The organism is Corynebacterium flavescens (genome assembly GCF_008693105.1).
In the GTDB taxonomy this organism is placed as follows: Bacteria; Actinomycetota; Actinomycetes; order Mycobacteriales; family Mycobacteriaceae; genus Corynebacterium; species Corynebacterium flavescens.
In genome coordinates this window covers 21,186-44,477 of sequence record NZ_VXKK01000031.1, presented here as the reverse complement: position 1 = coordinate 44,477, position 23,292 = coordinate 21,186, and the positions used below count along the sequence as shown (strand labels likewise).

20 protein-coding genes, 1 tRNA gene, 1 pseudogene and 1 riboswitch are annotated in these 23,292 nt (G+C 59.4%); of the genes and pseudogenes, 12 read left to right on the top strand and 10 right to left on the bottom strand.

Annotated elements, in window-relative coordinates; translation table 11 throughout:
• Positions 1–37: 37 nt before the first annotated feature.
• The gene (locus tag F4V60_RS06090; RefSeq protein ID WP_075729791.1) at positions 38–1,357 is read right to left on the bottom strand and encodes a class I SAM-dependent methyltransferase; all 1,320 of its coding nucleotides are present in this window, start codon (positions 1,355–1,357) and stop codon (positions 38–40) included.
• 232 nt (positions 1,358–1,589) lie between these two features.
• Here F4V60_RS06090 and F4V60_RS06085 point away from each other — a divergent pair, with 232 nt between their 5' ends.
• The 3 genes and pseudogenes from F4V60_RS06085 (at position 1,590) to F4V60_RS06070 (ending at position 6,361) form a co-directional block, all read left to right on the top strand.
• Positions 1,590–2,936 (top strand): NAD(P)/FAD-dependent oxidoreductase, encoded by a 1,347-nt coding sequence (locus F4V60_RS06085; RefSeq protein ID WP_075729790.1) that lies wholly within the window; start codon positions 1,590–1,592, stop codon positions 2,934–2,936.
• A 252-nt stretch (positions 2,937–3,188) separates the two neighbouring features.
• A riboswitch (TPP riboswitch) is annotated at positions 3,189–3,284 on the top strand.
• Positions 3,272–4,087, top strand: a complete 816-nt coding sequence (gene thiM / locus F4V60_RS06080) for a hydroxyethylthiazole kinase (protein ID WP_075729789.1) — start codon at positions 3,272–3,274, stop codon at positions 4,085–4,087. It overlaps the preceding riboswitch by 13 nt.
• Before the next feature lie 38 nt (positions 4,088–4,125).
• Positions 4,126–6,361 (top strand): annotated as a pseudogene (locus tag F4V60_RS06070) (bifunctional hydroxymethylpyrimidine kinase/phosphomethylpyrimidine kinase).
• Here F4V60_RS06070 and F4V60_RS06065 read toward each other — a convergent pair.
• Positions 6,358–6,960: a class I SAM-dependent DNA methyltransferase gene (locus tag F4V60_RS06065; protein ID WP_075729786.1), complete on the bottom strand. Its 603-nt coding sequence runs from the start codon at positions 6,958–6,960 to the stop codon at positions 6,358–6,360. The pseudogene F4V60_RS06070 and the gene F4V60_RS06065 overlap by 4 nt on opposite strands.
• A gap of 92 nt (positions 6,961–7,052) precedes the next feature.
• Here F4V60_RS06065 and corA point away from each other — a divergent pair, with 92 nt between their 5' ends.
• The gene (corA, locus tag F4V60_RS06060; RefSeq protein ID WP_075729785.1) at positions 7,053–8,123 is read left to right on the top strand and encodes a magnesium/cobalt transporter CorA; all 1,071 of its coding nucleotides are present in this window, start codon (positions 7,053–7,055) and stop codon (positions 8,121–8,123) included.
• A gap of 3 nt (positions 8,124–8,126) precedes the next feature.
• Here the strand turns inward: corA and F4V60_RS06055 are convergent, their stop codons facing one another.
• Positions 8,127–8,573: a PaaI family thioesterase gene (locus F4V60_RS06055; RefSeq protein WP_075729784.1), complete on the bottom strand. Its 447-nt coding sequence runs from the start codon at positions 8,571–8,573 to the stop codon at positions 8,127–8,129.
• Positions 8,574–8,616: 43 nt separating this feature from the next.
• Between F4V60_RS06055 and gndA the strand changes: the two genes are divergently transcribed.
• From gndA to F4V60_RS06035, 4 genes are all read left to right on the top strand, one after another.
• Positions 8,617–10,071, top strand: coding sequence for an NADP-dependent phosphogluconate dehydrogenase (gene gndA / locus F4V60_RS06050; RefSeq protein ID WP_075729783.1), 1,455 nt, complete (start codon positions 8,617–8,619; stop codon positions 10,069–10,071).
• Between the two features lie 75 nt (positions 10,072–10,146).
• Positions 10,147–11,586, top strand: coding sequence for a DEAD/DEAH box helicase (locus F4V60_RS06045; protein WP_075729782.1), 1,440 nt, complete (start codon positions 10,147–10,149; stop codon positions 11,584–11,586).
• A gap of 98 nt (positions 11,587–11,684) precedes the next feature.
• Positions 11,685–12,515, top strand: a complete 831-nt coding sequence (locus tag F4V60_RS06040; RefSeq protein ID WP_075731107.1) for a 3-methyladenine DNA glycosylase — start codon at positions 11,685–11,687, stop codon at positions 12,513–12,515.
• 156 nt (positions 12,516–12,671) lie between these two features.
• The gene (locus tag F4V60_RS06035) at positions 12,672–13,490 is read left to right on the top strand and encodes a vWA domain-containing protein (RefSeq protein WP_075729781.1); all 819 of its coding nucleotides are present in this window, start codon (positions 12,672–12,674) and stop codon (positions 13,488–13,490) included.
• 80 nt (positions 13,491–13,570) lie between these two features.
• On the opposite strand, the gene F4V60_RS06030 is transcribed toward F4V60_RS06035, so the two are convergent.
• The 5 genes from F4V60_RS06030 to secA2 all read right to left on the bottom strand — a co-directional run bounded on the left by F4V60_RS06030 (position 13,571) and on the right by secA2 (position 18,612).
• Positions 13,571–14,128: a MerR family transcriptional regulator gene (locus tag F4V60_RS06030; RefSeq protein ID WP_075729780.1), complete on the bottom strand. Its 558-nt coding sequence runs from the start codon at positions 14,126–14,128 to the stop codon at positions 13,571–13,573.
• Positions 14,129–14,233: 105 nt separating this feature from the next.
• Entirely contained in the window at positions 14,234–14,872 is a 639-nt protein-coding gene (locus tag F4V60_RS06025) for a bifunctional nuclease family protein (protein ID WP_075729779.1), read from the bottom strand.
• Between the two features lie 41 nt (positions 14,873–14,913).
• Positions 14,914–15,591, bottom strand: coding sequence for a transcriptional regulator FtsR (ftsR, locus tag F4V60_RS06020; protein ID WP_084559258.1), 678 nt, complete (start codon positions 15,589–15,591; stop codon positions 14,914–14,916).
• A gap of 192 nt (positions 15,592–15,783) precedes the next feature.
• Positions 15,784–16,221, bottom strand: a complete 438-nt coding sequence (gene odhI / locus F4V60_RS06015) for an oxoglutarate dehydrogenase inhibitor Odhl (RefSeq protein ID WP_075729777.1) — start codon at positions 16,219–16,221, stop codon at positions 15,784–15,786.
• Between the two features lie 99 nt (positions 16,222–16,320).
• On the bottom strand, positions 16,321–18,612 hold the full coding sequence (secA2, locus tag F4V60_RS06010) for an accessory Sec system translocase SecA2 (RefSeq protein ID WP_075729776.1): 2,292 nt from the start codon (positions 18,610–18,612) through the stop codon (positions 16,321–16,323).
• 88 nt (positions 18,613–18,700) lie between these two features.
• Between secA2 and F4V60_RS06005 the strand changes: the two genes are divergently transcribed.
• From F4V60_RS06005 to F4V60_RS05995, 3 genes are all read left to right on the top strand, one after another.
• Complete coding sequence (locus F4V60_RS06005) at positions 18,701–19,855, top strand: bifunctional alpha/beta hydrolase/OsmC family protein (RefSeq protein WP_075729775.1); 1,155 nt, start codon at positions 18,701–18,703, stop codon at positions 19,853–19,855.
• Positions 19,852–20,256: a YchJ family protein gene (locus F4V60_RS06000; RefSeq protein WP_075729774.1), complete on the top strand. Its 405-nt coding sequence runs from the start codon at positions 19,852–19,854 to the stop codon at positions 20,254–20,256. Before F4V60_RS06005 ends, F4V60_RS06000 begins: the two co-directional genes overlap by 4 nt.
• 101 nt (positions 20,257–20,357) lie before the next feature.
• Positions 20,358–20,431 (top strand) — tRNA-Pro (locus F4V60_RS05995).
• 222 nt (positions 20,432–20,653) lie between these two features.
• Here F4V60_RS05995 and F4V60_RS05990 read toward each other — a convergent pair.
• Positions 20,654–20,833 (bottom strand): antitoxin, encoded by a 180-nt coding sequence (locus tag F4V60_RS05990; protein ID WP_075729773.1) that lies wholly within the window; start codon positions 20,831–20,833, stop codon positions 20,654–20,656.
• 177 nt (positions 20,834–21,010) lie between these two features.
• Here F4V60_RS05990 and F4V60_RS05985 point away from each other — a divergent pair, with 177 nt between their 5' ends.
• Positions 21,011–22,333, top strand: a complete 1,323-nt coding sequence (locus tag F4V60_RS05985) for a site-specific DNA-methyltransferase (protein ID WP_084559149.1) — start codon at positions 21,011–21,013, stop codon at positions 22,331–22,333.
• Here F4V60_RS05985 and F4V60_RS05980 read toward each other — a convergent pair.
• Positions 22,330–23,292 carry a CE1 family esterase gene (locus F4V60_RS05980; protein WP_141255883.1) on the bottom strand — a complete coding sequence of 321 codons (963 nt, stop codon included), beginning with the start codon at positions 23,290–23,292 and terminating at the stop codon, positions 22,330–22,332. The genes F4V60_RS05985 and F4V60_RS05980 overlap by 4 nt on opposite strands.

The following is a 23,292-nucleotide window of genomic DNA, read 5'->3' as shown; positions in this document are numbered from 1 at the left end:
TCGATCTTCGGATCGAGCACCGACTTAAGCGTCCAGCCTAGCGCCGCCCACCGCGGTGGCGCCGGGTGGCGCCGAAGACCACCGAATCGAGCATACCCAGCTCAAAGAGCGCCTCACGCAGCGCGAATTGCAGCGCCCATAGACGCCGAAACACGCGGTCGAAACCGGCCGCCGCCGCCTCGCGCCTGTGCCCCTCGAAGAAAGAGCGCTGCTGCCGCAGCGACTCCAGGTAGTGCGATCCCAGGTGCGTCTGCGAGGTAACGCGCAGGCCGGAGTGCCTGTCGAAGAGTTTATGTACGTCCTCGGTTTCTCCGAAGTCGAGGCCCGGCCAGATATATGCGCGTAGAACCTGCATGGCGGATCGAGCCGGCGCGGTCAGCGTCGCGGTGGCGACAGTGGATTGCACCACTGCGCGCCCCTCATAGCCCAAAAGGCGATCGAGGCCCGCCACATAGGCTTTGCGCTGGCGCGGGGACAGCGCTTCGAGCTTTTCGACGCTGATTATCGCGTCATAGTGTCCACGCCACTGGGCGGGGCCTGGGACTGGGGTGTCTATGGTCTCCACATGGACGGCGTCTTGCGCCCCTTCTAAGACGAGGAGCTCTTGCAGGGCCGCGCGCTGGTCGACGTCGCTCGTAAGCACGTCAACCGTTGCTCTGCGTGAGGTGGCACGAATTGCCGCCTGCAAGCCTGCGGCAGGATAGACAAGCAGGTGAGTGCCTGGCTGGGTGCGAGAGAGATCCAAGAGCCAATCTGCCGCCCGCCTCTGGGCATCGCCCAAGTCATCGCGGTCAACGGCTTCAGGCACGCTAAACTGTGTGACGTCAACATAGTGGGTCTTCGGCTCGCGACTGCCTATCTTGTGCCGATAGTTCTCAACGCTCTCCCGCACCGTTGTTGGAACTCCTGAGGCATAGATCCCCCCGGATTGGCTCAGCCCGTCGCCGGCGGAGAAAGAAACCAAATCCAGAGGCAATTCTCCGGTTGAAGAATCTGTCACTGGGATGGCACGCGTGCGCGGCGCATAGTGAACCTCCAGCAAGGCGCGGAGAACTTTGACCAACCGGGTGGAGTCCGGAGTCTTCCACTCCCCGGCCATGTAGGACTCCGCCAGGCCCAGCCAGCCAGAATCCGCGAGCCTGAAAAACAGGGCATCATGTTCGATGATGAGGTCCGGCCCGGCTGGAGCTTTGCTATGCGGATCAAGGTCCAATCCCGCAGCAAAACAAGCTTTGGCAAACTCGGCTTCGGCGAGGCGCACCCGCGCCTTGGTGAACCTGCCGGAGGGGACGGTAGCAACGTTGGGCCACGCCTGCGCGTCGATCGATTCGAGGTGGGAAAAAGGGTGAGCAGACAAGAACTCGCAGCTCCTTTAGTAGACGTGTGCCGTCCTGCTGCGTGCATGACAACAAAAGCTGCATGAGACAGCAACTAACTATCACCCCAATATTAGTATCCCCGCAGTGACAAAACAGACAGGCATGCCGGTGAAGATCCAGTTAAACGGGGATAAAGTATGCATGTCCTATATCAAAGGACTATGCTATGGCGGTACCAAAAATATAGCTTTAGGAAGGTATCACTTCACCATGGCAGAAACTCCATACCGCCCCACCGGCGGTCGCCATCACGTAGTCGTCATCGGCGCCGGTTTTGGCGGGCTCAATGCTGTCAAGCACCTCAAGGGTGCAGACGTTGAGATCACTCTCATCGACAAGAAGAACCACCACCTCTTCCAGCCCATGCTTTACCAGGTTGCCACTGGCCTGATTTCTGCCGGAGAGATCGCTCCTTCCACCCGTCAGGTCCTGCGCGGACAAGACAACGCTCACTTCGTCAACGGCGAGGTCACCGACATCAATTTGGAGAAGCAGACCGTCACCGCAAATCTTGATGAGTTCGAGCGCACCTTTGCTTATGACTCGCTGATTATCGCCGCTGGTTCTGGCCAGTCTTACTTCGGCAACGATCACTTTGCTGAGTTTGCCCCCGGCATGAAGACCTTGGATGACGCACTCGAGCTGCGCGCCCGTATCCTCTCCGCCTTCGAGAAGGCAGAGCTCACGGATGATCCTGCAGAGCGCGAGCGCCTGCTCACCTTCGTCATCGTCGGCGCCGGCCCCACCGGCGTGGAGCTGACTGGTCAGATCGCCGAGCTGGCAAACCGCTCGCTGTCTGATGCTTATTCCAACTACGGCACCTCCGCAGCAAAGATTTACCTCCTCGACGGTGCACCCCAGGTGCTCCCTCCCTTTGGCAAGCGTCTTGGGCGCAAGGCTCAGCGCTCGCTCGAGAAGCTCGGCGTCGATGTTCGCCTCAACGCTATGGTCACCAACGTCGATGCTGACGCTGTGACTTATAAGGACATGAAGACCGAGGAGATCACCACCATCGCCGGTGCCACGAAGATCTGGTCCGCTGGCGTGTCGGCTTCGCCCCTGGGCAAGCTCGTTGCTGACCAGGCAGGCGTTGAGTCTGACCGCGCCGGCCGCGTGTCCGTTAATGAGGATCTCACCGTTGGTGAATACTCCAACGTTTATATCGTCGGCGACATGATTAGCCTCAACCGCCTCCCTGGTGTTGCCCAGGTGGCAATTCAGGGCGGCACCCACGCCGCCAAGCTCATTGAGGCCAAGGTCGACGAGGAGTCCACCGCCAACGAGAAGGAAGCTTTCGACTACTTCGATCGCGGTTCCATGGCCATCATTTCCCGCTTCAATGCCGTGATGAAGATTGGCAAGACCGAGATCACCGGCCTTCCTGCTTGGTTGGCGTGGTTGGGTCTGCACGCCTCCTACCTGGTTGGCTTCCGCAACCGCTTCGTCACCGTGTTCAACTGGCTGGGCAACCTTGTCTCTAGGGATCGCGGACACCTTAACTTCACCCTCCAGCAGCGTGATGCTCGCAACATCATCAACAAGGCTAACGAGAAGTAATTCTTTTCAAGGCTTTTTGTTTTTTAAGCTTATTGATTAGGCCTCTAGCCCCCGCTCTCCTGCAGCATGTGCCGCAGGAGAGCGGGGGCTTCGTTCGTTTTGCTTTCTTTCCCTTTCCCTTTACTTCCCCGACCTTTCCTGCACCAAAATGCCCCAAAAATGCAGCACAGCACCCCATGTGCACGGCGCCTTGTGGAGACGTGCCAGACAACCTTCTCGGGGGGCCTTGGTGTGCAGATTTGCTAGAGTCGAAAGTGCAACCTGGGGTGCTGCAGATGCAGCTGAGATTAGACCCATAGAACCTGCACTTAGTTAGAACTAGCGAAGGGAAAGTTGTGGATAGCGCTTATTCACGCGCACGCGAAGCCGTGCGCAGTAATGCCCCACTCATTCAATGTTTGACAAATTCCGTGGTCATGGACGTCACGGCCAATGTCTTATTAGCTGCTGGAGCCAGCCCCGCCATGTGCGATACCCCGGAGGAAGCCGGTGCATTCGCGCAAGTCGCACAAGGAGTCTTAATCAACGCGGGGACGCCTTCACAAGAGTCTTATGCGGGCATGCGAGCGGCCATCGCCGGCGCTAATTCTGCTGGAACTCCGTGGGTACTGGATCCAGTCGGCGCAGGTGCCTTGGCCTACCGCACCGAGTTCATGCTGTCGATTCTCGGGGAAAAGCCTGCTGCCATTCGGGGCAATGCCTCTGAAATCATCGCGCTTTCCCGCGCCGGTGCTGGCGGCCGCGGCGTCGATTCCACGGACGGCGTCGATGCAGCCTTGCCTGCTGCCCTGGCCCTCGCGCGCCGCACTGGTGCGGTCGTGGCAGTTTCCGGTGAGCGCGATCTCATCGTTCGCGTCCAGGGTGGTAGCGAGCGGGCTGTTTATCTGCACAGCGGGGATCCGATGCTGCAGCTAGTCATCGGTACTGGCTGCTCCCTCGGTGCTCTCGTAGCTGCTTATCTTGCTGCTTGGCAGGACCCTTTTGAGGCAGTCCTAGCCGCCCATGCGCATATGGGTGCAGCCGGTCAGGTAGCTGCCAGCACATGCCATGCGCCCGGTTCCTTTGCCGTGGCGTGGATAGACGCGCTCTATGAGCTTGACGGTCAAGCCATCGCCTCGAGCGGCCGAATAGAAGAAATCGCGCAGGTATAACAGTGTCTGATTCATCAAGAGCCGGCGCAACAAGAGGCATTGATTGGTCCCTCTATCTCGTCACCGATCCCTACTTGGGCGGAGGCCGTGAGGAGGTTGTCGGCGTCGTCCAGCGCGCACTAACTGGCGGCGTTGGGGTGGTCCAACTGCGCGACAAGGAGGGCAGCGACGCCCAGGTCGAGGAAACCGCCCGGGAGCTGCTAGCGATTCTGGGTGATGTCCCGCTCTTTATCGATGACCGGGTTGAGGTTGCGGCTAAACTGGACTGTCACCTGCACATAGGGCAAAATGATATGCCGCTTGCACAGGCCCGCGCGGCCCTTGGACCCGAGCAATTGATTGGCCTTTCTGTAGGAAGTGATGCCGATCTTGATGCCCTCGACGGGCTTGCAACGACCTCCCCACATCTTTTGCCGGATGTCGTCGGTATCGGCCCGGTGTTTAACACCGCTACAAAACTCGATGCGCCGTCTGGCCTCGGAGTGAAAGAGGCCAGACGCCTTGCCACTCGCGCGAGTGAGCGCGACATCCCAGCCGTGGCGATCGGCGGAATCAATGCCGACAGTGTTTCTTTCCTAGCAGGCTCGGATTTCTCCGGGGTCTGCGTAATCAGCGCAATCATGGCGGCGCAAGACCCTGAAGCCGCCGCCCACACTCTCAAGGAGAAGTTTCATGGCTAAAAATCCAGACCGGGAATCTGCAGTCATTCCACGCGTACTATCCATCGCCGGAACAGATCCCACCGGAGGTGCCGGGATCCAGGCGGATCTCAAGTCCATCACCGCTGCAGGTGGCTACGGCATGAGCGTCATCACTGCCTTGGTCGCACAGAATACCCAAGGTGTGCGCAGCGTACATGTCCCGCCGTTGGATTTCTTAAAAGAGCAGCTTGTTTGTGTGGCGGACGATGTGGAGATTGATGCCATAAAGATCGGCATGCTCTCAAGCCAAGACATCGTCGCCGTGGTCTCTGAGTTTCTTACTGAGATTAATTCTGACAGTGATGCTGACAGTGAATCTGAAGCTGCTTCTCATCGCACGCGCCGGAGCATTCCGGTGGTGCTAGATCCGGTCATGGTGGCAACGAGCGGCGATCGCCTACTGGATGAGGCGGCGGAGGAGGCAGTGCGTAAGCTATGCCGGCAGGCCACCGTCATCACCCCTAATCTCAAGGAGCTGGCCGTGCTTACCGGCACGCCTGAGGCCACCACCCTCGAGGAGGCTATCGCCACCGCCCAGCACTGGGCGGAAGATGCTGGCACGACCGTCGTTGTCAAGGGAGGCCACCTTAGTTCCGGTGCGGCAGACAATGCGGTTGTAGAGCCCACGGGGGCCGTATACCGCGTGGCCTGTCCGCGAGTAGATACCGAGAATACGCACGGCACGGGCTGCTCGCTCTCTTCTGCCCTCGCCACCAAACTCGGCGCCGGGCACAGCCTGCCTGCCGCCTTGGAGTGGTCGACGCAGTGGCTGTACGAGGCCATCTCCTACGCTGAAGAGCTCCTTGTGGGCAAGGGTCATGGCCCGGTAGATCACGGCCACCGTGCCCGTCGCCTGAGTGTTGCTGCCTCGTCTGAGCCCCTGCGCCACTTCACCTCGCTCGAGTCAACACTGCCGGCGCCGCGTCCCCACGTGGCGGCCGCTGGGTCGCATACGCAACGTCTGTGGGATCTCACGGGTGACGCCTGGGAGCAGATAACGGCGTTGCCTTTCATCCGCTCGCTCGGAGAAGGTTCCTTGAGTCCGGAACACTTTTCTTTCTATCTGGATCAAGATGCCCAGTATCTCTCGCGCTACTCAAAGGCGCTGGCACGCTTAGCTTCCATGGCACCGGACGCGCAGGCACAGCTGCATTGGGCGGGCGGCGCGGCCGAATGCATCGAGGTCGAGTCGGCGCTTCATCGCGACTGGTTAGGTGGGCAAATAAGTACCGCGCCATCTCCTATTACCAATGCATACACGGACTTCCTCATCGCCGCGACCCATGGCGAGGACTACGTCATCGGCGTGGCAGCTGTCCTCCCCTGTTACTGGCTTTATGCCGAAGTAGGGCTTGAACTGGCGGGTCACAACCACCCAGAGCACCCCTACCACGACTGGCTCTCACTTTATGCAGGAGAGGACTTCATTAACGGAGTGCGCGCCGCTATCGCAATTGCTGAGAAGGCTCTAGCGGCCGTGGACGAAATCACTCGCGAGCGTGCCTGCCGTGCTTATCTTTCGGCCGCTTTCCACGAGGTGGACTTCTTCGATCAGGCCGATCGTCGAGGCTAATCCAGGAGGTCTGCGCCCGGCCGAGAAAACACCGCGACGAGGAAAGTGGAGTTTTCACTAAAGCGGCGCAGATCCCAGGAAGAGAAGCGGAAGTCGAGGTTGAAGCCAACACTTTGCGCCAATTCGATGAAGTCTTCGAATAGCCATCCGCGGCCTTCTCCGAAGCCTGCGACGAAGCGTCCGCCAGGGTGCAGCGAATTAAAGATATTCCGCAGTGCCTGCTCTCTGCCTTCAACGGCGATGAACGCCATGACGTTTCCGGCCGCTACGGCGAGGTCGAAGTCGCCTGCGGGGACTTCATCGGTGGAGAGATCCCCGACTACCCATGTGCCTTCCGGATGATCTTCCTCAGCGTGGGCGATGAGAATGGGATCAACATCGACGCCGACCACGGTGTGCCCGCGGCGAACAAGCTCGCCGCCCAGCCGGCCGGATCCGCACCCTGCATCGAGGACCCTGGAGTGGCGTTCTACCATGGCATCGACCAAGCGCGCCTCGCCGTTAATGTCTTTTCCTTGGGCTTCCAGGATCTTCCACTTCCGAGCGAAGTTCTCCGAATGTGCAGGATTGGCTGAGGTAAGGTCTTTCCAGGTAGGCATGGAATCAGTATAGGCCTTGTATCGGTGTAGGCTTTAGTCCGCGCTAGATAGGCTCTCGCCTGCCATTGATTAAAGTGAAGGAGGCTCTCAGGATGCCCGCAGTACCGTCTCCATTTCGGCCACGCAAGAAAAGTGAGCCTCCGAAGGACTCCCTCATCAAGGTCCCCGTGGAGAGGGCGATCGAGCATTGCCGGGTATTCGTCGATGGTGAGGCGCTGCCCGGAGAATTCACTGCGCATTCTGCCATGAAGACCGTCGAAGAATACGGTCGCGGCTTCGTCTGGGTTGGCCTGCACGAGCCGCTCGAGTCTCAGATGACCAAGGTCGCCTCGGAGTTCAATATCCACGAACTCATCGTTGAGGACGCAGTGCAGGCGCACCAGCGCCCCAAGCTCGAGCGTTATGACGATCAGCTCTTCGTGGTGGCCCGCTCCGTCAACTACCGCGACCACGACGAAGTGGCGGATAAACGCCAGATCATTTCCACCGGTGAGATCCAGATGATCATCGGCTCCAACTTCATCATCACCGTCCGTCACTCCGCGAAGCTGCCCAACTTGGCCTACACGGTTCAAGATGAGCAGGATCTCGTTGAGCTGGGCCCGGTGGCGATGGCGTGGAAAATCCTGGACATGATGGTGGACCGCTACTCCGAGATCGTGCGCCTTATCGGGATCGAGGTCGATGAGATTGAAGAGGAGGTCTTTACTCCCCAGACCAAGTTCAACATCGACCGCATCTACATGTTCAAGCGCGAGATTCTAGAGATGAAGCACGCCATCGATCCGCTCTCCACGGCCCTGAAAGCGATGATCTCGGATCACAAGGATCTCATCTCGAAGACGATCCGTTCCTATCTGCGTGACGTCAACGACCACGAGCTCGTGGTCAAGGATCAGGTGGCTTCCTTCGACGAGCGCCTTAGCTCGCTTATCGACGCCTCCGTGGCCAAGGTAACCATGCAACAAAACACCGACATGCGCACGATTTCTGCCGTGGTCGGCATGTGGGCTGCTCCCACCCTCGTGGCCGGCATCTACGGCATGAACTTCGATATCATGCCGGAGCTGCACGTGGCCTGGGGCTACTACATGTCCTTGGGGCTGATGGTCTTCGTAGTTGCGGTTATGTTCTGGTGGTTCCGCCGCAACCACTGGCTCTAGCCTCTAGCCCCTAATCATCGTGCGCAGGGTGGTGCGCGCGACCAGTTCGCCGTCTTGGCGCATTTCGACGTTCCAGAGGTGCGTAGTCTGCCCAATCTGAATGGGAGTGGCCACAGCCTCGATGATTCCGGCGCTGACGGGTTTGATGAAGTCAGTGGAGTTATTCACTCCGACGGCGGGAGCCTGGGCTGCGACGATGCTGGCGATGGATGCCGTGGACTCCGCAATCGAGCAATAAAGCCCGCCGTTGGCCACGCCCCAGGGCTGGTGGTGCTCAGGGGTTACTTCCAGCTCGGAACGCACTTCACGTGCAGCGATATGGGTCAGGCGAATACCCAGTAGGGCTCCTAAGCCCATGTTGTTGCCGTTGAAGAGTTCGAGCTCTTCCGCCTTGAGCGGGCGCTGTCCCGCAGTGGCGATGAGTTTTTGCATGGCGGTTAAGTGGTCCATGCTTGGACAGGATACTGGGTTCGCGTGACGTAGACTATCCAGCATGACCAAAAAGAATGATCTCGCTCAGATAGGCGTAGTGGGTTTGGCCGTCATGGGTTCGAACCTCGCTCGCAACTTCGCCCGCAACGGCAACACCGTTGCCGTCTACAACCGCAGCCCGGAAAAGACCCGCGCACTCATCTCAGAGCACGGCTCCGAAGGCAATTTCATTCCTTCCGAGACCGTTGAGGACTTCGTCGCTTCCCTCGAGCGCCCGCGCAAGGCCATCATCATGGTCAAGGCCGGTGCGGCGACTGACGCTGTCATCAACCAGCTCGTCGAAGCAATGGATGAAGGCGACATCATCATCGATGGCGGCAACGCCCTCTACACCGACACCATCCGCCGGGAGAAGGAAGTGGCCGCCAAGGGCCGTCACTTCGTCGGCGCCGGTATCTCCGGCGGTGAGGAAGGCGCCCTCAATGGTCCTTCCATCATGCCTGGCGGTCCCGCCGAGAGCTGGGAGACTTTGGGCCCCATCCTCGAGTCCATCGCCGCCAAGGTCGACGGCGTGCCCTGCGTGACCCATATCGGCCCAGACGGTGCCGGACACTTTGTCAAGATGGTGCACAACGGAATCGAGTATGCCGATATGCAGGTCATCGGGGAGGCCTACCAGCTCCTGCGCTATGGCGCTGGCATGGAACCGGCAGAGATTGCGGAGACCTTCAAGGAGTGGAACTCCGGCGACCTCGATTCTTATCTCATCGAAATCACCGCCGAGGTTCTTGCCCAGACCGATCCGGATACCGGGCGCCCCTTGGTGGACGTCATCGTGGATGCGGCCGGACAAAAGGGCACCGGCCGCTGGACCGCCATCAACGGCCTAGAGCTTGGCGTGCCCGTCACCGCCATCGCCGAGGCAGTATTCGCCCGCGCTCTATCTTCCTCGGCGCAGCAGCGTCAGGCCGCCCAGGAAGGTGAGCTGCCCTCGGGTGACTTGCCTGCGCTCGACGTGGATAGGGCCGCGTTCATCGAGGATGTACGCCGCGCGCTCTACGCCTCCAAGCTTATCGCCTACTCCCAGGGCTTTGATGAGATCAAGGCTGGCTCCGATCAGTTCGATTGGAATGTCGATCCTCGTGATCTGGCCACCATCTGGCGCGGCGGATGTATCATCCGGGCCAAGTTCCTCGACCGGATCCGCGAGGCCTATGACAACAACGCCGATCTGCCCGCCCTCATTCTTGATCCCTACTTCAAGAATGAACTCGCTGGCCTCATAGATCCTTGGCGCCGCGTCGTCGTAGCCGCCACACGCTTGGGTCTTCCCGCACCTGTATTTTCCTCGTCGCTGTCTTATTACGACAGCCTGCGGGCCAAGCGTCTTCCTGCTGCCCTCATCCAGGCACAGCGTGACTACTTTGGTGCGCACACTTTCCACCGCGTCGACAAGCCGGGCGTCTACCACCTGGAATGGTCTGGAGATCGCTCCCTGACCCGCACCGAGAACTAGGAGCAACGCAAATAGGGCTAGTCCCAGGGCGGGCGATGCCGGGATCGTAGTGCGCTCGCTATAGACTTGAGCGCAATGACTACTTTTGCCGAACTCGGTCTCCCCCGCCCCATCACTAATGCCCTCTCCCGTCAGGGAATTGAGTCGCCCTTCCCCATCCAGGAAGCGGCGATCCCTGACGCCTTAGCCGGCAAGGACGTGCTCGGCCGCGGGCCCACAGGCTCAGGAAAGACTTTCACCTTTGGTCTGCCCATCATCGTCCGCTTGGCCGCTTCTGGTGCCTCCAAGCCGGGACGACCCCGCGCGTTGATTCTGGCCCCCACCCGCGAACTGGCAACCCAAACCCAGCAGCGCCTCGATGAGCCGGCCAATGCCATGGGCCTGCGCGTGCTTTCTGTCGTAGGTGGCGTCAACATCAACCACCACATTCGTTCACTGGCACGCCCGGTAGATATTCTCGTGGCCACCCCAGGCCGCGCACAGGATCTCATCAATCAGGGCAAGCTTTCTTTCGCCGATGTTGAGATTACCGCGTTGGACGAGGCCGATCAGATGGCGGACATGGGCTTTCTTCCCCAGGTACGCAAGCTTTTGGCTCTAACGCCCCAGCACGGCCAACGCCTACTGTTTTCAGCCACCCTTGACGGAGACGTCAATAAGCTGGTCAACCAGTTCATGCACTCCCCCGTCACCCACTCCACTGCCCCGGTTGAGGCTGCGGTGGACACCATGGAGCACTTCCTAGCTCTGGTTGGGGACCGCGATGGCCGCAACGAAGTCGTGCTGCGTTTGGGCGCGCGCGCTGGCAAGACCATCATGTTCATGCGCACCAAGCACGGCGTTGACCGCCAGGCCAAGAAGCTACGCCGAGTGGGAATCAACGCCTATCCACTCCACGGCGATAAGAGCCAAGGCGCGCGTACCCGTGCCATCGAAGGTTTTAGCAGCGGAGAGATTCCCGTCCTCGTAGCAACGGACATCGCCGCGCGCGGAATCGACATCAACGATGTATCCCTCGTTGTCCACGTCGATCCGCCAGCCGAGCACAAGGCTTATCTCCACCGCGCCGGGCGTACTGCCCGTGGTGGCGCCTCTGGCAAGGTCATCACTCTGGTGCTCGATGAGCAGCGCAGCGAAGTCAACAAGCTCATCAAGAAAGCCGGCGTCGAGGCCACAACCTTCGATCTCACCACGCGGGAGAATCCTGCCAGCGCTCCGGAGCTCGCCCAGATAACTGGCGCTCGTAAGCCTTCGGGCACCCCTTTGCCCCCTCCGGGTCAACCGGCACAGCAGCCCTCAAAGCCCAATGGCCGCAAAGACGGTAGCTTCGAATCCACTGGTGGCAACCATGGTGGGCGCGGAGGCCGCGGCGGAAACAGCCGGCGTGGCGGCGGGCGTAGTGGCTCGCGGCGCGGCTCTGGTGATAACGCCGGTGGCCGCGGACGTGGCCAAGGCTCGGCGTCTCGTCATGGCGGTGGCAATCGTCGCAGCGGCGGGCGCTCCGGACAGCGCTAAAGCCGCGCTATGTCGTGGGCTTTAGCCCCGTTGTTTGTCAAGAAGTAGGTGAAGGGACGCTCGTGGAAGTACTCGAGCCGGCACAATGGCGCGCCGCAATGCAGCGCCACCAAGAACGGGCGGATGATCGTCTTTCTCGATACCGCCACGCAGGTGGCTATCATCCCGTCTTCGACTTTCTTTTTGAGTACTACCCTGTCCGTCCCTCTCATCTGCGGCGCTGGCACCCTGGTTTCGGCTTCACTCTCGCTGTAGACGGTGGCGAACCCGCACCGCATGCTCAGTGGCGTGACTATCACCGCACAGATCAGGGTATAAGTCTCGACCTCGCGGAATTCTGGGCCCGTCGCGGTGAATCAGTTACCTTCATGCGCGACTTTCTTTGCAAGAGTGCAGAAAACCCCACCTCCTTCGACTGCTTCGGGCTCCACGAATGGGCCATGGTTTACCGTACCGAGCAGCCGCGACACAGCCTGCCCTTGCGTTTAGGCGCACGGGGAACAGATACGGTAGTAGAAAGCCACCGCATTAAATGCACGCACTTTGATGCCTATCGCTTCTTCACCGAGCCGGCCCGCCCCCTCAACCTCACAGTCTTGTCGCGGGAACGCCAACCAGCAGATGATCAGTGTGGATGCGTGCATGCCACTATGGATCTCTATAAGTGGGCATGGAAGCTCGGCCCTCTTATCCCCGGAGAACTCTTCCTCGACTGCTTCGATATTGCTGTGCAGGCCCGCATTCTCGATATGGAGGCCTCACCTTATGACTGCCGCGATCTTGGCCTCGGTGTAGTGGCTATCGAGACCCCTGAGGGCAAGGCCGAGTATGTGCACCGGCAGCGCGCCCTATCTGCAGCGGCGAAACCTTTAAGATCCCGGCTTGTCTCCCAAATCGACCGTGCCTACGCGGCTACACTGGATTACTAAAGTTCGCTTTGCCAAGTGAGTGAGCTTAGGAAACGAGTACGCAGCTCACCGCCGCGCGCAGGTATTCTAAGCAGGCTCTAAAGCAATGGCCTTAGACAAGTAGCAACCATTGTATGCTGCGGCATCAGCCCCGCGGCAGGAAGGACTCGTTTCTCTATGGGACGGCACGCCAGCGCTAGAAAATCCTTTGCCATATCCACATGGCTCATCTCCGTCATCGCAATCATCGCCTTGCTGCTTGTGGCCGGCTCAGTGTGGTTACTGAGCTCACGCGGTGGCCAGGAGGGGGATTCTTCCGCCGCTGCAGACTCGAGTCAGAACACAGCGGCCCAAACCACCGCGCCCGCGACCTCTGTTGCGCCCCCGAGCACCGAGTCTTCTCAATCATCTTCCGCCGCGCCCACGCCACAGGCCCCACAGGATTCTAAAGCAACGGCGCTTGATACCCTCGTGCTGATCGATACCTCCGAGGCCATGGCTCCCGGCTTCGAGTCGGTCTCGGCTGCGTTGTCCGGCACTGCGCAAACTCTAGGCACTGATGGAAAATCGGTGGCATTGTGGAACTATTCTTCGCCGCTTTCTCCAGGTGCAACAGTGGGCTACCGCGATAACTTGGGCTTTGGTGATGGCAACGCGGTCGCTGGAACTCTTGATAGGTTTGGCACCGGCGGCGTGCCCCAGACTCGCAGCGCAGTGCTGGCAGCGCTAGATTCCGCCTCACAGCGCTCTGCCGAGTCCGGGCAAGACACTCGCGTCCTCGTAGTCACCACGGGTACGCAACAAGACATGGATGATGCTTCCTTCCGAGATGCGCTGGCTTCGAGAAAGGGAGATAGTGTGAAGCTCTCAGTCGTCACCATCGGCGGGGAGAAGGACGCATTGCTTGGTGAGCTCGCAGACTCTCACGCTGAGGTTACGGACGCCAACGATAGTGCAGCATTGAATAAGGCCCTCGCGCAGGCCACTGGAGTCTAGAGAAAACACCAAAGTCCCCCAGAGCTCCAAGCATCACGTGAGTGAGAATGTTTGGAGCCCTGGGGGACTTGCCTCTAGAGCTAGGAAGTCTTGCGGTGGCGGCGTGCAGCGAGCTCGTCTACTCCAATGACTATTTCGCCATCAAGATCGTTGACGCGCTCTGCGGGGAAAGCAGCAATGGTTCCAGAAAGCTCTTTGAGGATTCCGGGCACGGCGATGCCGAATACCCCTTGCCCGCCGGCGAGGAGGTCAATCACCTCGTCGTTGGAGCGGCACTCGTAGACGGTAGTGCCGTCCGAGACCAACGTGAGCTGTGCTAGGTCGTTGACGCCGCGATCCCGCAGGCCCTCGACGGCAAGGCGAATATTCTGCAGGGAAATTCCTGTATCAAGCAGACGCTTGACAATCTTCAGGACGAGGACGTCCTTGAAAGAGTACAAACGCTGGGATCCGGAGCCGCGTGCAGTACGAATGGAGGGATTTACCAGATTGGTGCGCGCCCAGTAATCGAGCTGGCGGTAGGTAATGCCAGCAACCTGGCACGCGATAGGGACGCGGTAGCCTACCTCTTCGTCGGGGCCCACATCAAACAAGGACTCTTGGACGTAGGCGCCGGCATCCTGGTGCTCATCATTCATACTCACGTGTTTTCTCCAATGATTATTTCAAAGCCCTAAAGCTCAATTAAAGGCGAAGGGCTCATAGAACGTCAAGAGCCTTCAGCCTAACTCTCAAGTTAAACTTTAGACCTCGCCGTCATCATTGTCATCATTAATAACACGCGTGTCATTATTTTCTTCATCATCGTGTCCGCTTAAGAAATCCTCTTCCGAGACACCAAGGGAACGCATCATCTCTTCGAAGTCGGCATCTGCCTGCGGGTTTCCGGATGCAGAGGTCTCAAGACCACTGCCCTGAGCACTCACCTCCCTCTCCTCGCCGGGAGAGTCAACAAAAGTTAATCCAAAATACTCCTGCAAGTCATCTGCGCTGACATACACGGCTGTCTGCGCGAGGATATCCTCATCGATGCTAAATGCAATACCGAAGTGTTCCGAAAGGACAATGGCATCACTCGGGCGGCAATCATAGTTCGCACCGTCCGTGGTAGATACGTCCACCATGAAGGTTCCCTCGAAGTGACTACTGATGCGGATGCTATCTATACCGCCGTGCTCCTCAAGGACATCAATGAGCAGGTCATACGTGTCAGGGCGGCTGCTGCTAAATCCACCCGTGTGGGAAAGCGCGCGAGCCCCATCCACCGGGGAGAGCCAGATGGGAAGGATCTTCTCCCCCTCCACCCAGCGAAAGACCGCACAGAGGTCATTTTCAGGTTCCATGTCATGGATACCTGCGAACTCGAGAACTACGTCATTCATAACGTCCACTTTCCCACAAAAGAAAGGCCGAGTGTTAAGGCTTAGGAGTTGTATTCATTACGAAGGTCAGTCTTGACCAAAGTGGCGTGGAGCGAAACCACCAGAGCGGTCATCTGCTGCGAAAGCTCCTCGGCCTGCTGGCGAGCGGTATCGGCCTTAGAATTGGCCACCGGAGAGGCTACCTGAGAGATCAGATCTGCCTGCCGGCGCGCATTATTGCGCAAGGACTTCAGCTGCCTGGTATCGAACCCAAAGGCCCGTAGAGCAATCGCGGCGGAGGCCACGGCCACATCATCGGTGTTGAAGAAGCCCGAGGAATCCGGAGAAATCAGACCAATCTTGTACAACTCCGCCACGTCTTGCTCGCTGCACCCAGCCTGGTTCGCCACATCCGTGTCCGTCAACCGGGTGATGGTAGGCGCTTTAAACTGCTCCGGCGTCACCAGCGGTTCGGTCTTGCCAGCGGAGACAATAGCCGTGACCTGCCCGGAATCTAGGGCCTCGAGCTGTTCACGGATGACCTTAAGTGGTGTGTAGTTATCCCGTTGGGTGGTCAGGATGTAACGCAGCCGATCCACGTCCTCCTGAGTAAAACGGCGATAGCCAGAGACCGTGCGCTGGGGGCTGATGAGCCCCTCAGATTCCAAGAAACGAATCTTGGAGACAGTCACCTCAGGAAATTGCGCATGCAGACTCTCCAAGACCACGCCAATAGACATGGTCTTGGCCTTCGTGGCCTTAGCCTCAGACTTCCGGCGAAGGGCGGAAGCGGGGTTCGGTGCTGCGTTTCGGGCTGCTGCGCTCACTGTGTGTCTCTTGTAGCTCTTCTGATAGTTGCGGTCATTATGTTTGGGAAGGCGCACGCCTGTGGCGTGCCCCTCATCACCCTAGAGTCTGTGGCTCACAGGTTACTACTTCTCGTTGGCGATGAATACTAGCCGGAACTTGCCAATCTGGATCTCGTCCCCGACCTCAAGGACCTGCGAGTTGCGCGGCTCGCGGTTAACGTAGGTGCCGTTGAGGGATCCCACGTCAACGACCTCAAACTTGCCATCATTGATGCGGAACTCTGCGTGACGGCGTGAGACGGTGACATCATCCAAGAAGATGTCAGCCTCTGGGTGGCGTCCCGCGGTGGTGGTCGGCTGATCAAGAAGGAAGCGGGCTCCCGCATTGGGGCCCCGCTTGACGACGAGCAATGCTTGCCCCTCCCCTAGGTTCTCGATGCCCGTTGCGGAGGTGGCAGTGCTATCTGCCGCCGCGCCGTTTTCCATCTCCTTCAAGAGATCTGCGCGGAACACAGAAGTGGTTTCAACCTGTGGTTCCGGGGTTCCGGTCTTCTCGCTCATTGTTACCTCCGAATTTTCGGAAACTATTCCGATCGTTTAATGACTTATACCAATAATAGCGATTAAGCCTGGGCTATGGTCATCGCTTGCTAATTTGTTTCACCGAAAGATATTACCGATGCTGCTCAGCACCGAATTGCCCGCCCCCGCCAGGGGGTTATCCGAAACCATATACGTCCAGGTAGCGGACGGTCGCGCGAGCCCCTCCTCGTCCAGGTGGGCGCCGCCAGTGTCAATCCTCACTTTTTGGAAGGTCTCCACTGCGTCGTCGACAGCGCGCTGGGCAAGCTCTTTGAACTCCCTGACAGCAATCCGGTGATACTCATCAATGGGGGTCTCCCGGGCGATGGCACGCAGGTGGATCGACTCCCTGACATCATCCATGAGCTCGAGGTGATCGGCCCACGCCAGGTCGAGGTGGAAGAGCATGATCTCACGTGCGGCGGTGATCTTCGTCTCTAGCGGCACGTCCGCCAACTCGGCTGCCCGCTGCGGCGCGCGTTCTTCCAGTTCCTGCCACGCGGCATCGCTATCGAGGAGTTGGGCTCTGCGCTCGTCGATGATGATGCGCTGATCCGCGAGCAGCTGATTGTACTTCCAGGTTTGAGCGTGAATCTCTAGCAACTGCCCCTCGGTAACCCGTTGGCAGTGTGCCACGAATTCTTGGGCCCGTTTGGACTCGATGCGCCCATCTGCACCGGGTTGAACCTGTAGTTCCTCGCCCTCCCCACCTTGGCGCACTACGTCGTCTTCCAAGGAGACAAAGAACAGAGAAAGGCCGGGATCACCCTGGCGTCCGGCTCGGCCCCGCAGCTGATTATCCAAACGGGAGGTCCGATAACGCGCCGTGCCGATAACGGCCAGGCCTCCCAGCTCGGCCACACGGTCGTGGTCCGCCTCGTCGGCCCCACCTAGTTTGATGTCCGTTCCGCGACCAGCCATCTGGGTGGAGACGGTGACGCGCCCGATGTCTCCTGCCTCGGCGACGATGCGCGCCTCCTCAGCGTCGTTCTTCGCGTTGAGAACGCTTGGATCCATGCCCCGAGCGCGCAGCGCCTCAGCTAGTTCCTCCGACTCAGCGACGTCGTGAGTGCCCACGAGGACGGGCTGTCCCGTGGCGTGAATCGCGGCGATCTCCTCAACGAGGGCGGCATACTTCTCCGCCAAGGTGGCGTAGATACGATCCGCCTCGTCGAAGCGACGCAATTCCTTGTTGCGATCGATGACGGAGACATGGAGCCCATAGAACTGCCTCAGCTGGTCCGTTGCCTCGACCGCCGTGCCAGTCATCCCACACACCCGCGGGTAGCGCCGCATGAGTTCTTGCAGCGTGAGCGTATCGAGGATGCGACCGCCGTCGGAGACCTCGAGGCCCTCCTTGGACTCGACGGCCGCCTGCAGGCCGTCTGGCCAGCGCTGTAGGTCTGCGACGCGGCCGCGGGAGGCGTCGATAAGCTGCAGGCCACCGTCGACCACGATGTAGTGGACGTCACGAATGAGCAGGGCTCGCGCGTGCAGCGCGAGATTGACCTTCACCAAGATGGCGCCAATGTTTTCTTCCGAGTAGAGGGAATCTATGCCCAGCTCGCGCTCGACCTTGGCCGCGCCGTCCTCCGTCAGGGACACGGTGCGCCCATCCTCGGCCACCCGAAAGTCGCTATCTTCCTTGAGCCGCGCGACGACGGCCGTGATCTGCCCCGTGGGATCGGTTCCCGGGCGGCTACCGGCGAGGACCAAGGGAACGAGCGCTTCATCGACCAACACCGAATCTGCCTCGTCGACCAAGGCCACCTGGGCCGGGGCCTGCACCGTCTGCGAGCGATCACTTATCTGGTTATCACGCAAAACATCGAAACCGAGCTCGTTGACTGGGGCGTACACAATATCAGCCAAGTAGGCCTCGCGGCGGGCGCCCGGTGCCAACTTCTCGGTGACCGATGACACAGACAGGTCGAAGAACTCCACCAGTGGGCGCATCCATTCCGCGTCGCGCACCGCGAGATAGTTATTGACGGTGACGAGGTGAACGCGCTGGCCCGTGAGCGCGAAGCCCGTCGCGGCCATCGCCCCGACCAAGGTCTTGCCTTCTCCCGTGGCCATCTGAATAACGTCCCCGCTTAAGAGGCGAAGCACCGCTTGGGATTGCACGTTGAAGGGAACTAGCCCGAGCTTGCGCTCAGCAGCCACGGCTAGGCAGGCCAAGAGAGCGGGCTTATCCTTAACCTCTCCGCCACACACAGCCCCGCGGGCGAGCTGCGCCACCTCCTCGTCGCTAAGTTCACGCAGCCGGGAGTGAGCCGCGGCGGAATCCTCCACTATGGCCTTGGACTTCTTATCATTGCGCTCGGATTGCGCCCCCATCGCCTTCCAAAACCAATTGAATGCGCCCATGGTCTCATTCCTCCTCGTGATGTAACGCTTCTGACTGTAGTTGACCGTGTTGTAGCTATGGGGCACTAGGCTGGCTATCCTTAGTCGCATGCAATCCGTGAACCTTAAGCTCCCGTCCAGCACCGGGACGGAGATGGCCGGCACCATCGATTTCCCCGACGCACCTCCCAAGGCATTTGCACTCTTTGCTCATTGTTTCGCAGGCTCACGCCACACCCCCGGCGCCGCTCGTACCTCCAAGCAACTCACGAACTTCGGCATCGCCACCTTGCGCTTCGACTTCCCCGGACTCGGCCAATCTGCGGGCAACTTTGCGGAGACCAGTTTCAGCCAAAACGTACGCGACATCTGCGCCGCCGCACAGTGGCTCGAGGAGAATTATCAGGCCCCGCAGCTGCTTATGGGCCACTCCCTGGGTGGCGCCGCGGCGTTGGCCGCGGCCAGCTGCCTGCCCTCCCTGCGCGCCGTGGCGACCTTGGGCGCCCCTTTCGATCCGGCCCACTCGGTGTTGCACTACGCCGACAAGATCGGCGAGGTCGATACCCACGGCGGGGTCGAGGTCGTTCTCGGAGGCCGTTCCCTGACCATCTCCCGGCACTTCCTCGAGGATCTCGCTGAGACCAACCCGGAAGAGTATCTACACAAGCTCCGCAAGCCGCTGATGGTACTGCACTCCCCGGTCGATACCACTGTCGGAATCGACAACGCGCAGAATATCTTCCTCAAGACCCGCTACCCCAAGTCACTCGTGGCCTTAGACAAGGCCGATCACCTGCTGACCAAGCAGGGTGCCGCCGCCCGTGCCGCGGACCTCATTGGCGCCTGGGCTGAACAATTCATCGTGCCTGACTACACGCCCCCGGAGGTCAGCGCCTCTCAAGCCCGCGCGAACCTAGCCGTAGGAACCAAGCTCGGCGTCGTCGTTCGCAGCAATGACCGCGACGTCAAGGTGGATCGCCGCAAGGAAGATGGCGGCAAGGGCCAAGGAATAACGGCAGAAGGCCTCTTCATGTCAGCACTTGCCGCTGCCACCACCCAGGCCATCAAGGAGGCCGCGAAGGGATTGCCGCTTGACGATGTCGTGGTGGAGATTACCCACATCCACGACACCGTCTTCGAAAGGCACATCGAGCTCAAAGGCACGCTCAGCCCCGAGCAACGCCGCGCCCTGCTTGCTGCTTCTAAGACCTCCGCGGTCGAATCCTTCATCCACGACGCCCACATCGTGGACACCCTGAAATGACTGCACTCTCTCCGCTCGATGGGATCAAGCGCTGCCCTTGTGGCAGTGGCTTGAACTTTGGACTGTGCTGCGGGAAGTACCATGCCGGCGCTCCTGCTCCCACAGCTGAGGCGCTGATGCGCTCGCGCTTTAGTGCCTTCGTCACCGGCGATGAGGACTATCTCCTGCGCACTTGGGACGCCGACACTCGTCCCACAGCGCTGCACCTAGACGCCAGTGATCTGCGCTTCTATCGCCTCGACATCCTCGATACCGTTGGTGGCGGTTTGCTCGACAGCACGGGCATCGTGGAGTTTGAGGCCTTCTACAAAGGCGCCGCCACCGGCTCCCAGCGCGAGCGTTCGAGCTTCCACCGCATAAACGGGAATTGGATCTACTACGCCGAGACTGAGAGCTCCTAAAGAGTCACAACTCTCACGTTTGCGCACTTCAGGCACGTGATTGGGAGTATCCAATGACAGTGTTGTAATCTAGTGCAGTCGCGTTCTTAAAGGACAGACGGCGGACTATGGCGCAGTTTGGTAGCGCACTACACTGGGGGTGTAGGGGTCGCAGGTTCAAATCCTGTTAGTCCGACAGACTAAAAGGTCAAGGCGAAATCTCGCCTTGACCTTTTCTTAATCCAGTGGGTCTATGGGGCGGGGATAAGGCTCATGCCTCTCATGGTGGTTTTCACTGCAAACAGTGGCCGCGAGATTGAAAAACTGGGCCACTATTTACCGTGAACGGCGGATCCACCGCGTTTCGAAAGAACCTCCCCCTAAACAATGGCTGTCCCTATACCGTTTTTGGCGGAGCTTAAGCTTCGTTCTTGCCGATCTTCTCGTCGATGCTATCGCGAGCGCCGTCGATCTTGTCGCTGTACTTCTCGCCCAGTGCGCCCTTGGCAAGTTCCGATGCCTTATCGAGAACCTTGTCGGAGATCTCCTCGCCCTTATCAGAGTTCAGCGCTTCCTTGGCTTTATCGAAAATTCCCACAGTATTCCTCCGTCATAGATTGAAAATTAGCTTCTGAGGAGCTGGCCTAAGCCGCTCCAGGCTCAACCTTACCCAGCTAATAGTGGATCTTTCCTGTTAAGAACGTTTTATTAGCCGGTTTTTAGCCACAACGCCATAATGTTAGCGTGGTGTGCAAGCGAAAGGGGAGCAACGACGATGAAAGCAACCACTAATGCGAAGGAGTCGCACCCTTCGTGCACGACCGCCCCTTCCGAGGCCCCCGCTTTCTTCGGCTTGGTGTGGCCAGGAAAAGATGCTGCGCGGGCGGCGGCGACAGCGCCCAGTGTCGTTGAATTTCAGTGCCTTTCCCACCATCCGCGCACTAGCGGTGGCGCCTCACAGGACTTCACAGCTGCAGGGAGTAACCGTATCTTCATCGGCGATAACCTCGATGCCCTCAAGCACCTGCACGGTGAGGGCTTTCGCGCAGACATCATTTATATCGACCCGCCATATAACACGGGCAAGGATTTTATCTTCCGGGATAATTTCCGATCCCGGCGTCACATGAACTCGAAGAGCTATGCGCAGTGGCACTCCGAGTGGCTCTCATTGATGTTGCCTCGCCTAATCTTGGCGCACGCCCTGCTGAGGCGCAGTGGATTTCTCTTTGTCTCCATCGGTGAGTTTGAGTGCGCTAACCTGCGCAAGGTTCTCGATGAGGTATTTGGAGAGGAAGCCTTCGCAGGCCAGTTCATCTGGAAGAAGGCCGGTACGGGCAAGAATGATTCCAAGTACGCCGTAGTCGAGCACGAATATGTCTTGTGCTACGCAGCCTCGCCGGATAATCCGGGCTTTAACGTGGACTTCGGTGCGCGGCCTACCACCAAATACAACCACAGCGATGAGTGGGGCAACTATTCACTAGTTCGCCTCGATTCCAAGACGCTGGGATACTTGCCCACCCTTGACTTCCCCATCAGAGGGCCGGATGGCCGGGAGTACTGGCCGGATCAACCCGGCGAAGGGGAAAAGGTAGCGCGGTGGAGGTGGGGACGAGACAAGGTTGCCCACAATCACGCAGACTTGGTCTTCCGCCGGGGTTTTGTCTACACCAAGAACTATGAAAAGAAAGGTGCGCGGCCGCGCTCCATCCTCGATGGGGAGCGCTTCGGCGTCACGCGCACTGGTAGGCGTGACGCGGAGGAGGCTTTAGGCTTGGCAGGCGTCTTCGACTTCCCCAAACCGGTGCGCCTTATCAAGCATCTCATCGCCATCGGTGCAGGTTCTGACGCGGTTGTCCTCGACTTCTTTGCAGGCTCGGGCACCACCGCACAAGCGGTAGTCGAGCTCAACGCAGAAGATGGCGGAACCCGCAGTTTCCATTTAGTACAAATCCCCCAGCCCACTCATCCCACGAGCACTGCGGCCCGCGCCGGATTGGAGGACCTCGCGCAGATCTGTATAGCGCGGGTGGCCGCACTACCTGGCGCTAGTTTCGACACGTGGGGCCAGGTGCCGATAGCTCCCGCAGGCTAGGTTTGCTGCGTTCCACTGGGCCGGCCGGGAATGCCGAAGAAATCGAGGACTCGGTCGGTGGCAAAACCTTTGCCGACTTCCTGGTCTTTGTCATATTCGCCACCCGGCCACACGTGCCCGCCGCCGGCGATACGAATGTGTTGGAGCGGCTCCTCGCAGTTAGTCCAGTTGAGCTCTAGTGCATTGTTAACTAGGCGGCTGGTGCGCACCCCGCCGGTGCAGCGATTACGCTTGGCGTCTTGCTGCATGACCTCGTCGACGGAGTTATAGTGTGTGTCGTGACGAGTTCCGCCGTGGTAGTCCACCACCGGATCATTCGTACCGTGGATATCAAAGCGTGCGACTGGCTCATCAGAGCAGCCTTGGTGAATAGCATCGTAATAGGCGGCAGAAACGGTGCCCACAGCACGGAATACTTCCGGCATTGTGCAGCCCAAGTATGCCGCGAAGCCTCCACCGTTGGACAGGCCGGTGGCAAAGACCCGCGCATCATCCACCCTGTAGGTAGCGCGGATTGTATCGAGAATGTCTGCTACGAATGCCCTGTCCTCCTCACCAGTGGTCTTGGCGTAGGGGGCAGGACTCCAGGCCTTTTCTATCCCTTGGGGATAAGCCACGAGCGCCTCAGCGCTATCGAGCAGGCTATAGGCCTGAGTATTGGCTGCGGTATCCCCTAGACCATGAAAGACCATGACAACGGGCCACTGCTGGTCTTCGCTATAGTCTTTCGGCACGTGCAGAATGTAGTTGCGTCCCGAAGGAAGGTTGATGGTCTTCGATTCCCCGGGTCCGGGACCAACCAAAGGAGCGGAGGTAGGGATACCCAGCGCGGAGGCCTTATTCCACTGCCCGGCGGACGCGGCTTCCGTCGGCGCCTCTGCCTTGGCGCAGGAGGCAATGCCGGCGGCAAGCAGGCACAAGGAGATAACGCCGCCCCATGCCCGCGTGGCTTTCTTCAT

Excerpts from the sequence above, each read along its gene's own strand:
- F4V60_RS06035 (WP_075729781.1), top strand. The coding sequence starts at position 12,672 with ATGGGACGGCACGCCAGCGCTAGAAAATCCTTTGCCATATCCACATGG.
- secA2 (WP_075729776.1), bottom strand. The coding sequence starts at position 18,612 with ATGGGCGCATTCAATTGGTTTTGGAAGGCGATGGGGGCGCAATCCGAG.
- gndA (WP_075729783.1), top strand. The coding sequence starts at position 8,617 with ATGACCAAAAAGAATGATCTCGCTCAGATAGGCGTAGTGGGTTTGGCC.
- F4V60_RS06000 (WP_075729774.1), top strand. The coding sequence starts at position 19,852 with ATGACTGCACTCTCTCCGCTCGATGGGATCAAGCGCTGCCCTTGTGGC.
- odhI (WP_075729777.1), bottom strand. The coding sequence starts at position 16,221 with ATGAGCGAGAAGACCGGAACCCCGGAACCACAGGTTGAAACCACTTCT.
- corA (WP_075729785.1), top strand. The coding sequence starts at position 7,053 with ATGCCCGCAGTACCGTCTCCATTTCGGCCACGCAAGAAAAGTGAGCCT.
- F4V60_RS06030 (WP_075729780.1), bottom strand. The coding sequence starts at position 14,128 with ATGAATGATGAGCACCAGGATGCCGGCGCCTACGTCCAAGAGTCCTTG.
- F4V60_RS06040 (WP_075731107.1), top strand. The coding sequence starts at position 11,685 with ATGCAGCGCCACCAAGAACGGGCGGATGATCGTCTTTCTCGATACCGC.
- F4V60_RS05985 (WP_084559149.1), top strand. The coding sequence starts at position 21,011 with ATGAAAGCAACCACTAATGCGAAGGAGTCGCACCCTTCGTGCACGACC.
- F4V60_RS06055 (WP_075729784.1), bottom strand. The coding sequence starts at position 8,573 with ATGGACCACTTAACCGCCATGCAAAAACTCATCGCCACTGCGGGACAG.
- ftsR (WP_084559258.1), bottom strand. The coding sequence starts at position 15,591 with ATGTCTATTGGCGTGGTCTTGGAGAGTCTGCATGCGCAATTTCCTGAG.
- F4V60_RS06085 (WP_075729790.1), top strand. The coding sequence starts at position 1,590 with ATGGCAGAAACTCCATACCGCCCCACCGGCGGTCGCCATCACGTAGTC.
- F4V60_RS05980 (WP_141255883.1), bottom strand. The coding sequence starts at position 23,292 with ATGAAGAAAGCCACGCGGGCATGGGGCGGCGTTATCTCCTTGTGCCTG.
- F4V60_RS06025 (WP_075729779.1), bottom strand. The coding sequence starts at position 14,872 with ATGAATGACGTAGTTCTCGAGTTCGCAGGTATCCATGACATGGAACCT.
- F4V60_RS06045 (WP_075729782.1), top strand. The coding sequence starts at position 10,147 with ATGACTACTTTTGCCGAACTCGGTCTCCCCCGCCCCATCACTAATGCC.
- F4V60_RS06065 (WP_075729786.1), bottom strand. The coding sequence starts at position 6,960 with ATGCCTACCTGGAAAGACCTTACCTCAGCCAATCCTGCACATTCGGAG.
- F4V60_RS06005 (WP_075729775.1), top strand. The coding sequence starts at position 18,701 with ATGCAATCCGTGAACCTTAAGCTCCCGTCCAGCACCGGGACGGAGATG.